This is a genomic window from Flavobacterium sp. ACN2 (genome assembly GCF_002303885.1).
Lineage (GTDB): Bacteria > Bacteroidota > Bacteroidia > Flavobacteriales > Flavobacteriaceae > Flavobacterium.
Map to the genome: position 1 here is coordinate 127,463 of NZ_MRCM01000010.1, position 12,424 is coordinate 139,886.

General features: G+C 36.1%; 7 protein-coding genes. 1 reads left to right on the top strand and 6 read right to left on the bottom strand.

What is annotated here, in order from left to right; all coding sequences use genetic code 11:
- Positions 1–83 precede the first annotated feature (83 nt).
- On the top strand, positions 84–1,295 hold the full coding sequence (locus BSF41_RS13910) for a Xaa-Pro peptidase family protein (RefSeq protein ID WP_095930103.1): 1,212 nt from the start codon (positions 84–86) through the stop codon (positions 1,293–1,295).
- Between the two features lie 363 nt (positions 1,296–1,658).
- Here the strand turns inward: BSF41_RS13910 and BSF41_RS13915 are convergent, their stop codons facing one another.
- The 6 genes from BSF41_RS13915 to BSF41_RS13940 all read right to left on the bottom strand — a co-directional run bounded on the left by BSF41_RS13915 (position 1,659) and on the right by BSF41_RS13940 (position 12,336).
- Positions 1,659–4,787, bottom strand: a complete 3,129-nt coding sequence (locus BSF41_RS13915; RefSeq protein ID WP_095930104.1) for a M43 family zinc metalloprotease — start codon at positions 4,785–4,787, stop codon at positions 1,659–1,661.
- A 210-nt stretch (positions 4,788–4,997) separates the two neighbouring features.
- Positions 4,998–7,157 carry a DPP IV N-terminal domain-containing protein gene (locus tag BSF41_RS13920; protein ID WP_095930105.1) on the bottom strand — a complete coding sequence of 720 codons (2,160 nt, stop codon included), beginning with the start codon at positions 7,155–7,157 and terminating at the stop codon, positions 4,998–5,000.
- A gap of 1 nt (position 7,158) precedes the next feature.
- On the bottom strand, positions 7,159–8,457 hold the full coding sequence (locus BSF41_RS13925) for an aminopeptidase P family protein (protein WP_095930106.1): 1,299 nt from the start codon (positions 8,455–8,457) through the stop codon (positions 7,159–7,161).
- Positions 8,458–8,460: 3 nt separating this feature from the next.
- Complete coding sequence (locus BSF41_RS13930) at positions 8,461–9,696, bottom strand: FAD-binding oxidoreductase (RefSeq protein WP_095930107.1); 1,236 nt, start codon at positions 9,694–9,696, stop codon at positions 8,461–8,463.
- 44 nt (positions 9,697–9,740) lie between these two features.
- Positions 9,741–10,751: a 4-hydroxyproline epimerase gene (locus BSF41_RS13935; protein WP_095930108.1), complete on the bottom strand. Its 1,011-nt coding sequence runs from the start codon at positions 10,749–10,751 to the stop codon at positions 9,741–9,743.
- A 1-nt stretch (position 10,752) separates the two neighbouring features.
- Positions 10,753–12,336, bottom strand: a complete 1,584-nt coding sequence (locus BSF41_RS13940) for an aldehyde dehydrogenase (NADP(+)) (protein ID WP_095930109.1) — start codon at positions 12,334–12,336, stop codon at positions 10,753–10,755.
- Between the last annotated feature and the right edge of the window lie 88 nt (positions 12,337–12,424).

Here is a 12,424-nt window from a genome sequence, read left to right on the forward strand (position 1 = left end):
TCGAAATAATACTTTTAATTTTATTGAAAAATTGAACTTTGCTAGAGTTTAACCCATTTAAATAATAACTAAAAAATAAAAAAATGACAATTGGAGTTGGCGGATCAACTATAGATATTGAATTAGGCAAAATACAAAATATGACACTAGATGTCGTACCAATCGCTTTATCGGAGTACCAACAGCGTGTAAAAAAAGCAGCTGTTTTAATGAAAGAGCATAATTGTAAAGCATTATATGTGAATGCTGGAACTAATCTGTATTATTTTACAGGAACAAAATGGAATGCTTCTGAACGTATGGTTGGCGCAATCATTTTTGAAGACGAAACTATTGAATATATTGTTCCGAAATTTGAAGAAGGCACTTTCAAGACTTTTATGAAAGTTGAAGGAAATCTAAAATTCTGGGAAGAACATGAAAGTCCGTATGAGTTATTTGGAAATATCCTAAAAAGTAAAAACATCATTGATGGCATTATTTCGCTAGATGAATCAGCTTCTTTTTTTCTTATTGATGGCGTTTCAAAAGCAAATTCGAACTTTAGTTTTGTAAATGCACAGCCCATAACAGCAGGTTGTAGAATGCATAAATCGGCTAATGAAATTGCTATTATTCAAAAAGCAAAAAATATTACAATGACTGTTCAAAAAGCAGCAGCGAGTATTTTATATCCCGGAATTGAAGTAAGCACTGTTGTTGATTTTATACACAAAGCGCACATTAAGGCAGGTATTGCATCTGGCTCTTATTTCTGTATTGTTCTATTTGGAGAAGATTCGCAATATCCGCATGGTGTTACTGCCCCTCAAAATTTAGTGGACAATGATGTTGTGTTGATTGATACTGGATGCCGATTGGAAGGTTATTTGTCTGACATTACTAGAACCTATGTTTACGGAACTCCAAATGAGGAACACATAAAAATCTGGAACCTTGAAAAAGCAACTCAAAAAGCAGCCTTTGATGCGGCACAAATTGGAGCTACATGTGGTTCTGTTGATGATGCCGCGCGAAAAGTCTTAGCGCAAGCGGGATTAAGCGGTGATTATGAAATTCCAGGCTTGCCACATCGCGTTGGACACGGCACAGGATTAGACATTCATGAATATCCTTATTTGGTTAGAGGCAATCAAACCGTTTTAAAAGAAGGAATGGTAGTGAGTAACGAACCTATGATTTGTATGCCTGGACAATTTGGTATTCGTCATGAAGATCATTTTTATATGACTGCAGATGGGCCTAAATGGTTTACTGAACCAATGCAGAGTATTGATAATCCTTTTGGGTTATAGGTTTAAAATACTATGGAATTTAAATTTAGAAAAGAGCTGTCTATTTTGAAGATGGCTCTTTTTTTATAGATATGTTGCTCCGCTTGAGCTTTTTTAATCTTTGAGAATTGAATTTTCTATAAATATTCAGCTCTCCGGAGCTTTTTGATCTTTGGTAAACTGGATTTCCTATACATACAAAGCTCTTCCAAAGCTTTAATACCATTTTGAAAAATCCCGGAGGGATGAAATATTTATAGCAATATAGTATGTCCCCAAAAGAAAAAGCTCCGCAGGAGCCAAATAGTACATCAAGTAATAAACAGTAAAAAAATAGGGCTGTCTCTTTGTAGACAGCCCTATTCATTTAACTAAATCAACTTATTATTCAACCAATAATTTTTTCTTCTCTGTAAAATTTCCATCTGTTGCCACCACGATGTAAATTCCTTTATTTAAATATGTAAGAGCATACACAGTGGTACCCTGTAACGTATCTACTAGCATACCCACGCTGTTGTAAATCGATATTTTGACTTTGCTTGCATCTAAATTTTCAAAATTAAAATTCACGACATCTGTAGCGGGATTTGGATACATGGTAAAAGATTTCGCGTTATCAGATCCTGACAAACCTAAATTTCCAGATTGTAGGTTTATTGTATGAGAAACGCTCCATTCGCTAGAAGCAGTTCCGTTTTTTGCTCTGACTCTAAATTCATATATGGTTTGAGTTCCTTGTTTCGGAATCCATAAATAATAAGTGGTAGAAGTTCCAGCAGTTACCCATCCAGATGAAGAATTTAATTGCACTTCATAAGATGTTGCCTCAGGAAATGTTGCCCACGAAGCATAAAATCCAGATGCATAAACTCCTGCATTTGAAATATTTGTTGGTGCTGGCAAAGTTGTTGGATTTGTTGTTTGTGCTCCAGCTAGAATTGGCTCATTGGGTTTGGTATTATAAGCAAAATCCAAAACGGTATAACCTACTCCACCCGCTTCTACTTTTATCTGCATCCATCCGTAACAAGTACGTCCTCTACTAGTATATTCAAAACCAACATATCCTGTTTTATTATCCCATGTTGTATACGTAGCTGTTCGTAAATCTAGCTGATTAGGATAGTTTCCTGGAGTCGCAAAATTACTTGAAGCTCCAATAGAAGTGCCTTGCGATAAAAAGGATATATTTCTGGTTCCAGATTGGGCCACTAGTCTTTTTCCATACGTTTCCATTTTTAAAGCTGCGGCTGCATATTGCCATGCGCCATACTCTGTATTGTCTCCAATACCTAAATTGAAATATTGCCAAGTCGATGCCGCATTGGCTGTATAATCTGGATTATTTACATAAACGATTCCATAAGGCGAGTCGAACTTCAAATTAATGGTTTTCGAAGCCATATCTAATGTGCCAACACCTCCTGTAATGGCTGCATCTTTAAAAGTAATTACAACAGTAGCATCATCTGCCACATTATGTGCGGTAGCTTTTCCTGTAAAAGTTACGACCGTTTTTTTATTGCTTTCTAATGTCAAAATCGCCGTTAAACCAGTTGGAACGCCTGTAATTGTATAATCCGTTCCTGCTGTAAAAGTTCCGCTGCTTTTTGTAAATGTTCCATTATTGGTAGATAATGAAATTACGGTATTTGTTGTAATACTTCCATCATTTACTTCAGCTTCATATAAAGTATCGGCAGATAAAACCATAGCGGTTTTATCGCTCATTCCAGTATAAATTGGAGTATTGGGTTTGGTATTATAAGCATATTCCAAAATAGTGTAACCATCTCCATCTGCATTCACTTTCACTTTAAACCATCCATAACAGGTAAGACCGTCTATTAAATAATCAAATCCTACATAAGCTGTTTTTCCATCCCATGCTGTGTAACTGGACGTTCGCAAATCAAGCTGATTTGGATAGGCGCTTGGAGCGGTCAAATTGCTAGATGGCCCAATGGCTGTATTTGCATTTAAGAGCAAAATATTTCTAGTGCCTGCTTCGCAAACCAATCTTTTAGAATAAGTCTCGATTTTTAAAGCATTTGCAGCATAACGCCAACCTCCAAAAGCAGGATCATCTCCTTTAGCAATTTCAAAATATTTCCAAGTTAATGCCGACGAAACTGTTACATCTGGCATATCTACAAAAAAGATTCCGTACGGATCTGAAAATTTAAAATTGAAAAATAAAGAAGTACAAGACAAATCAGCTGTTCCTCCTGTAAAAGCTGCGGATAAAAAATTAATGCCGCCTGATGCATTATTACTTAATGCATGATTCGTTGCTTTTCCAGTTAACGTAATCGTGATTTGATTGTTGGAGTTTACAGTAAGTACTGGCGTAATTCCAGCTGGGAAAGTATGCGTGAAATGGGTTCCTGCTACTAAAGTTCCAGAAGACAAAGCAAAGGTTTTACCTCCGTTTAATTTTATGATGGAAGAAGTATCAAAAGAACCATCGTTGATAACCGCTTCTTTGAAAGTTACTGCTGAAGCAACCAGAGCACTTCCTGTAGCATTAACGCCTGTATCAATTAAGTTTTGCGGTTGCCATAAAGATTTTCGGGCTGGATGCTCCAAGGCAGCCAACATTCTATCAATCTGACCCTGTGTGTACATTTTATAACAGCCTTGCGCGCCATTATAGCCCATGTAGTTTTCAAAATTTACCTTGTCTCCACTACAATTTGTTCCCGGGGTGCAACCTAAGGTATGATTTCCGTCTTCTGCTGGTGTATCAGCAACTTCATCAGTTCCTGTGCATCCTCCTTCAAAAGTATGAATCAAGTTAAGGAAGTGGCCAAATTCATGCGTTAAGGTGGCAGAGAATTCTTTACTATAGGAGTTGTCATATAAATAAGCTCCATTAAAAACAACACGAGCAGTATTATTTGCCGTCATATCTGAATTGGGATACCAAGCAACTCCAGAATTATTGGTAGCTCCGTCGTTGTACAAATCATTCTGAATATAAACATTCATATATTTGGTATTATCCCAAGCGTCGGCAGCAATTTGATCATCATATCCTCCACCATTTCCAAATCCGTTTTTGGTTGGATGGAATATAACTCCCGTTGTACAACCGCCATTTGGATCTTTTTTTGCTAACTTAAATTCAATATTCATCGTTCCGCGTCGAGGCTGAAAAAAGGGCTCAACCGTTAGGTAGTCTGCATTACGTCCATTAAAATCATCATTGAGCTGCGCGAGATGGTTTACAATTTTTTCGTAAGTAACCGTTTTTCCTCCCTGTACATCTCCATAAATATGAAACACTACTGGAATTGTATAGGTAACAACTGCCGTTTTTGAAGTTTTAGATTTACGTTGTGCTGCAAAATTTTTACTAAAAACATCAAAGTTCTTTTTCTCTTCTAGTGCATTTGGATTATTCCGATACACTTTAGCATTTTCTTCGCTTGTTCTACAGGGTAAAACTTGAGCACTAACTTTCAATCCACTGAAAATCAGAAAGCAGATTAGTAATTTTAATTTCATCTATTTAGGTTTTTTAATTAGTATATATCAAAATTACCTTACATACTTTTACCTTTCTGATAGTATTTTACTCAGAATTAATACATAATTATCATATTTTAACTTAAAAAAATCAAATTTTAAAATTCCAAATCCCAATATTTTTTAACGCAAAAAAAAGGAGAATTTCAAATGAATGAAATTCTCCTTTTTCTATAAATGCACTATTTTCTATTTTGCTCCTGGCGGACAATTTTTTTCTATGTATCGAATAAAAGTATCCGTTAAATGTTTCACTGTTCCTTCCCCTTCAGAAATATCATGAGAACGATTTGGATAAATCATTAAATCGAACATTTTATCATACTTAACTAATTCATTTATTAAAACCTCAGCATTTTTATAATGCACATTATCATCGCCTGTTCCATGAATATACAATAAATTTCCTTTTAGATTTTTTGCATGAGTAACCGGCGAAGCTTTACTGTAATTCGCTTCATTTCCTTCTGGCAATCCCATGTAACGTTCTGTGTAGATGTTGTCATAAAAATGTTGGTCTGTTACCGCTGCAATCGCGATTCCGGTTTTGTATATATCTGGATATTGAAACATTAAATTTAAAGTTACAGCACCACCACCACTCCATCCATGAATGGCTACACGATCAGAATCAATAAAATTCCATTTTAAAACTTCTTTGGCAGCCATTGCCTGATCGCGAGTATTGATAATTCCGATGTTTTTATAAATAGATTTTCTCCATTCTGTTCCCTTCATTACAGGAGTTCCTCTATTATCCATCGCAATTCCGATGTATCCTTTTGGAATTAATTTTGCAATAAAATAATTAAAATAAGGCTCATCGTTTGCTACTGAAGCCATCGGCTCTCCATATACATAAAAGAACACAGGGTATTTTTTTGAAGGATCAAAATCTAATGGTTTTGCCATAATTCCATCAATATCAATACCGTCGCTAGTTTTTACTTTAAATTTTTCTAACGAATAATTAAGTTTCGGATTATCAAAAACATCTGCTTCTTTCGGCAATATTTTTTTATGTCCCGAAAGCGCCACTAATCTTGTATTGTAGTCTCTTTTAATGTTTGAATTAGTATGTTTGGCATATGATGCATCTGTCGAAAAAACGTAAGCATTTGTACCTTCAAAAGCTTCTGGAGTTACTCTTTTTGTTTTCTTTGAACTTAAATTCGTTTCATATAAATAGCGCTGTGTAGCATCTGTAGGACTTGCAATAAAATATATTGTTTTTGTCTTTTCATTGTAGGCTTTAAAATAAGCATCAAAATTAGTTTTGGTCACCAATTCTTTTGATTTTCCGTCAAGGCTTATTTTATAAATATGCATCCATCCGTCTGCATCAGAACTCCATAAAAAGGCTTTTCCATTATCAACAAACTGGCAAGGAAAAGTATCATATTCTCCTGCAGAAATATCAAAAACATCGATCCACGAAGTCGATTCTTCTTTGTAAATAACTCTAGCAGATCCCGATTTTGCATTGCAATCATACATAGTAACTTGGTTCTGATTTCGGTTCAACTGAATCACCATAACAGACTCGTTGTTAAGCCATTTCATACGAACTAAGTAATTATTATCAGGCTCTCCTGGAATATTTAGCCAATTGGTTTGCACCGAATCAATATTTACAATTCCGATTTTTACCGAAGAAGGTTTTTCTCCTGCCTTTGGATACTCAACTGGAACAATAACTGGATAAAGCGAATCGGTATTATTGATCATGAAATGAAATTTAGTAGAAGTGGCATCTACTCTCCAAAAAGCAATACTTTTTCCGTCTGGGCTCCATCTGAATCCGTCACGGGCAGCCAACTCTTCTTCATAAACCCAATCAAAAGTTCCGTTGATGATTTTATCTGTACCGTCTGTGGTTAAAGGAGTAATTTTTCCTGTATTTAGATTTTCCACATAAATATTATGTTTGGAAACATAGGCAACATTTTCATTATCGCTCGAAAATTTAGCAAACATTAATGATGATGCATCAAGGTTTTTACCTAATTTTTTTCCTTTTCCTGTAGTCAAATCAAAAAACCAATAATCGCCTTTGGTATTTTCTCTCCATACTTTTTTTGAATTGGTATAGACCAAAACTTTTGTTTTTGAGTCATTCCACACCAACTTCTCGATTTCTCCCGTAAATCCCGCTGTTGCTAATTGCGATTTAGACAAAATTGTACTTTGCTTATCTAGTTTATCAACATCATAAACCACCACGCTATTGTCTTTGTTTACCCAAAACGAATGAGAATTTGGCAGCCAATTTAGATCGTTAATATCAATATCCTGCTGTGCGAAAACAGATGTACATACAAACAGAAAAAACAACAAACACTTTTTCATCTTATTTTTTATTTTTAATTAAATTTTCAATTTCTGCAATTTCGATTGGCATGGCTTCACTCAAATTAATGTTTCCATTTTCTGTTATCAGATAATCATTTTCTAAACGACAGCCTATTCCTTCTTCTCTAATGTAAATTCCAGGTTCGCAAGTCAGCACCATTCCTTTTTCAAAAGGTCTAGAATACAATCCCACATCATGAACATCCAATCCTAAGTGATGTGCTGTTCCATGCATAAAGTATTTCTTGTAAGCAGGTTTATCTGGATCTTGATTCTTAATTTCGTCTTCTGTAATCAAACCTACTTTGACCAATTCAGTTTCAATTAATTTTGCCATTTGAAGTTCGTAATCTTTCGATAAAACTCCTGGTTTCAATAATTTTGAACCTTCTTTCAAGCAATGTAAAACCGATTCGTAAACCTCTTTTTGTCTCGCACTAAAAGTTCCGTCAACCGGAATGCATCTTGTTGTATCTGAATTATAATTGCCATAACAGCTTCCAAAATCAAGCAACACCATGTCGTTTTCTTTACAAACATCATCATTGGAATTATAATGAAGTGAGCACGCATTTCCTCCAGATGCTATAATTGATTTAAATGCTTGTCTCGTTCCGCCATTTTTAACGGTAGCGTACAGCAATTCGGCTTCCAATTCGTATTCTTTTATATTGGGGCGAATTGCACCTAAAACTCTATGAAAACCTTCAACACTTAGTGCCGTTGCTTTTTTGATTAAATCAATTTCTTCGTCTGATTTAATTGGACGCAATTCACGCGTTATTTTTGCCACACGTTCGTATTGATGCAATGGATATTTTTCTTTGCACCATTTTATCATACGATCTTGTCGGGTTTCCATTTCAGCAGTGACTCTTTTGATATGCTCGTTATGCCCTAAATAAAAAGTATCGGCCTCAAAAGCAAAAAGCTGTAAAGTCTTTTCAAACTCATGAATCCATTTGATATTCTGTATTCCAGAAATTGCCGTAGCTTGTTCTTTAGTTAAAAAATTACCATCCCAAATTAGCGTATGTTCATTTGCTTCTTTTACAAAAAGTATGGCTTTGTTTTCCTCTTTAAAAGCATCTGGATAAAGCACTAGAATGGTTTCGTCCTGATCAATTCCAGACAGATAAAACAAATCATTGTTTTGTGAAAAGCCCATAACATCATCTGCGTTATTTGGCATTACGTCGTTTGAAGTTAAAATAGCCAAACTATTCGGCTTCATTTTTTCGGTAAATCTTTTTCGGTTTTCTACAAACAAAGAAACCGGAATCGCATTGTATCTCATAATTTATATTTGGAATCGGTCAATAGCCACAGAAGCAGGTTTGCCAGAAATAATCTCTGTCACGATTTTTCCTGTCGCCGGTGCCAGACTTAATCCCATCATGGCATGTCCTGTTGCTAAGGTCAAATTTACGATTTTTTTGTCTCTGGCAATAATCGGCATACCGCTTGGCGTACAGGGTCTAAACCCAAACCAAGTATCTTCATTCTTTGGCATTTCGACTTTCAAATCGGGATAAAAACCATTAATGCTATTTATAATTCCCTGAAGCCTGTTTGCATTTATTTTATTGTCTTTTGTATGTGTAATTTCCATAGTGCCTCCAAATCTTATATCATTGGCCATTGGAGTTACGGCTACTTTTCCTTCGCATAAAATAGAAGGAATACTAGGCTTTTGGTTTTTATCCTTTAAAGTAAAACTGTATCCTTTTCCAGGTAAAATAGAAATAGAAATGTTTAATTTTTTAGCCAAAGAAGGACTCCAAGATCCTGATGCCAAAACTACTTCGTCAGCTTTAAAAAGCCCTTTATTGGTTACAATTTTTTCTATTTTATTTCTTTCTAAAACAAAATCTTTAACGCTAGTTTGCGAATAAATTTCGACTTTTAAACGAGACAATTCTTCTTTTATAAAGGCCATAAATTTTTGCGGATACAAATGCGCATCACTCTTATAATGAACTCCACCAATAACATTTGTAGTGATTCCTTTTTCTAAAAGCGCTACTTCTGCTTTTGAGAGATAATCTACTTCAAGTCCCAAACGTTCTGCTTCTTTACCTTCATGATGCATTTCTTCTGCCACTTTATCACTTTTATAAAGCATCAAAAGTCCTTTTTCTTCATAAAAAAAAGAATTATTCTCCTTGGCAAAATCCTGATACAATTCTTTACTTAACAAAGAAAGATCTCGTAAAGCGGGCATTGCTTTTTCAACATGATTCAAATTGGCATGTTTATAGAACTGCATTCCCCATTTTATTAAATCTCTGTTTAAGCGCGGTTTTACATAAAATGGACTACGGCTGTCAAACATCCATTTTATTCCTTGTGCAATCATACCAGGCTGCGCGAGCGGAATAATATGCGATGGCACAATCATACCTGCATTTCCGTATGAACAGCCATTGTTCATATCAGATTCATCAAATACGTTCACCTCGTACCCTTCCTTTGCGAGATAATAAGCAGAACATAGGCCGATGATTCCACCGCCAATAACAGCAACTTTTTTCATAAATTTTAATTCGTTTTTTTTGAGACTACTACTAATTGATTTTCTTAAATAACCTGAAATCCAAAAGCATAAGGATCGTCACTTTCGTCAATTATAATAGTATTGTATCCATATACTTTTGCCCAGCCTTGTATACTTGGAACAATAGCGGGAATATCTCCTATAGAAGTTTCTTCTACCACTTTTCCAATAAACTTACTTCCGATATAACTTTCGTGAATAAACTCCTCTCCTTTTTTCAGTTTTCCTTTAGCATGCAATTGTGCCATTCGGGCTGATGTTCCTGTTCCGCATGGTGAACGGTCAATTGCTTTATCGCCATAAAAAACAGCATTTCTTCCAGACGAAGTCGAATCTATAGGTGTTCCTGTCCATAACAGATGTGACACATCTCGAATAGTATCATTTTCTGGATGAATGAAACGATCTGGATATTTTTCATTAATCTTTTTGCGAAGTTCCTGACTATACTGAATAATTTTGCTTGCTGTAAAATTCTGAACACCAGAAAAATTCTTTTGCGGATCTACAATAGCATAATAATTTCCTCCATAAGCCACATCAAAAACAATCTCACCCAATTCTTCACAATCAATTGTAAGACCTTCCGCTGCCAGATACGATTTTACGTTGGTCAGACGTACCAAATCTACCTTTTTGCCCGTTTGCTGATATTCGATATGCACTAAACCTGCAGGAGCTTCCATTTTGATAATTCCGGGAACTTTTGGAGTGACCAAACCTTCTTCGACAGCAATTGTAATAGTTCCTATTGTTCCGTGTCCACACATTGGCAAACAGCCCGAAGTTTCTATAAATAAGATACCAACATCGTTTTTAGAATCGCTTGGCGGATACAAAATACTGCCACTCATCATATCATGTCCTCTTGGTTCAAACATTAAGCCTTTACGAATCCAGTCGTATTCTTTTAAAAAATGCTGCCGTTTTTCACTCATTGAATCACCTTGCAGATTTGGTCCGCCCCCAGCAACAACCCGAACTGGATTCCCGCAGGTGTGAGCATCTACGCAAAAAAAAGTTTTCTTTACCATTTTATATTTGAGATAGTGTTAGTTTATTATTTACTGTACGAACAATTTGCAGTGGATTCTCGTTTTGCAATTCAGCAGGCAATAATTCATTTGGCCAATTCTGATAGCTTAGGGGTCTAACCCACCTGTAAACTGCGTGTATACCAACGGCTGTAAAACGTGAATCTGACGATGCCGGATAAGGTCCGCCGTGAATCATCGAAGCGCAAACCTCAACTCCCGTAGGCACACCATTAAAAATCAAGCGCCCCACACGATTTTGTAGAGCAGAAATGATCTCTTTATGCGTTTCTATTTCGTTCTCTTCGCTTATGATTGTTCCTGTTAATTGCCCTTCTAGCTTAGAGATCACTTCTATTAGTTCAGACTCCTTTTCGCATTCAATTAAAATAGAAAATGGTCCAAACACTTCGCTATGCAATATTTTATTCTCTAAGAATTCTTTTCCGTCAACCTTTAAAACTGTTGGAGTACCATGATTTGGAATTGTTTCTCCTTTAAACTGAGCAATTTTAGAGACTCCGTTCTGTGCTTCAATTTTTGCAATTCCGCTATTGAAATCAGCATAAATAGAAGGATGCAGCATACAGCTTGGCTGAATTTTTTCGATAGCCTGATTAAGCTTTTCTTCAAACGCATTTAATTCTTCGCCTTTTAAGGCTAATAATAATCCTGGATTGGTACAAAACTGTCCTGCTCCTAAAGTGATAGACCCTGCATAAGCTGTCGCCCATTTTTGACTATTTTTTTTCAACGCTTGAGGCAAAAGCACCACAGGATTAATGCTTCCCATTTCGGCAAATACCGGAATTGGTTCTGGACGTTGAGCCGCTAAATCACATAAAGCACGACCTCCTTTAATGCTTCCCGTAAAACCTACCCCTTTTACCAACGGATGCTTTACCAAACTTGTTCCAAGAGTTCTACCGTCGCCTACAAGATTAGAAAAGACACCTTCTGGCATATTAGTTTTCTCAGCTGCTTTTATAATAGCTGAAGCTACCATTTCGCCTGTTCCGATATGCATCGAATGACTTTTTACAATAACCGGACATCCCGACGCCAAAGCCGAAGCTGTGTCTCCACCGCTTGTAGAGAATGCAAAAGGAAAGTTGCTTGATCCAAAAACCACTATGGGCCCTAGAGGAACTAACATTTTGCGCAAATCTTCTTTTGGTGCAGGTTGTCTGTCGACTATTGCAGTGTCAATTGTTGCTTGAACCCAGCTACCTTCAGTTAGCATTTCGGAGAAAGCTCGCAACTGACCTATCATTCGTCCGCGTTCTCCTTCTGCTCTGCCCTTCGGATAACCCGATTCAATGCAGTACTGCTCTAAGAGCACATCTCCTAAAGCTAAAATTTCATCAGCAATTGTGTTTAAGAATTTAGCTTTTTCAAGACCTGATTTTTTTCTATAAATCGTAAATGCTTGATTGGCCAAAGTAACCGCCTCTTCAATTTCATCCTGAGTTGCCTCTATAAAATCCCAAGGATTTTCTTTGTTCAATATCGGGTTGAACGTTTTTAAAACTTTTGAACCGCTGGCTTTAAGCTGGCTTCCTATATAATTTTTTCCTGTAATCATGTTTTTATCTTATAAGTAAATATATTTCGGTCGCAGTCTCAGTAAAAATTCCCCCTAAGAATATGACTGAGACTGGCGCTGGGACCGA

Excerpts from the sequence above, each read along its gene's own strand:
- BSF41_RS13910 (WP_095930103.1), top strand. The coding sequence starts at position 84 with ATGACAATTGGAGTTGGCGGATCAACTATAGATATTGAATTAGGCAAA.
- BSF41_RS13915 (WP_095930104.1), bottom strand. The coding sequence starts at position 4,787 with ATGAAATTAAAATTACTAATCTGCTTTCTGATTTTCAGTGGATTGAAA.
- BSF41_RS13920 (WP_095930105.1), bottom strand. The coding sequence starts at position 7,157 with ATGAAAAAGTGTTTGTTGTTTTTTCTGTTTGTATGTACATCTGTTTTC.
- BSF41_RS13925 (WP_095930106.1), bottom strand. The coding sequence starts at position 8,457 with ATGAGATACAATGCGATTCCGGTTTCTTTGTTTGTAGAAAACCGAAAA.
- BSF41_RS13930 (WP_095930107.1), bottom strand. The coding sequence starts at position 9,696 with ATGAAAAAAGTTGCTGTTATTGGCGGTGGAATCATCGGCCTATGTTCT.
- BSF41_RS13935 (WP_095930108.1), bottom strand. The coding sequence starts at position 10,751 with ATGGTAAAGAAAACTTTTTTTTGCGTAGATGCTCACACCTGCGGGAAT.
- BSF41_RS13940 (WP_095930109.1), bottom strand. The coding sequence starts at position 12,336 with ATGATTACAGGAAAAAATTATATAGGAAGCCAGCTTAAAGCCAGCGGT.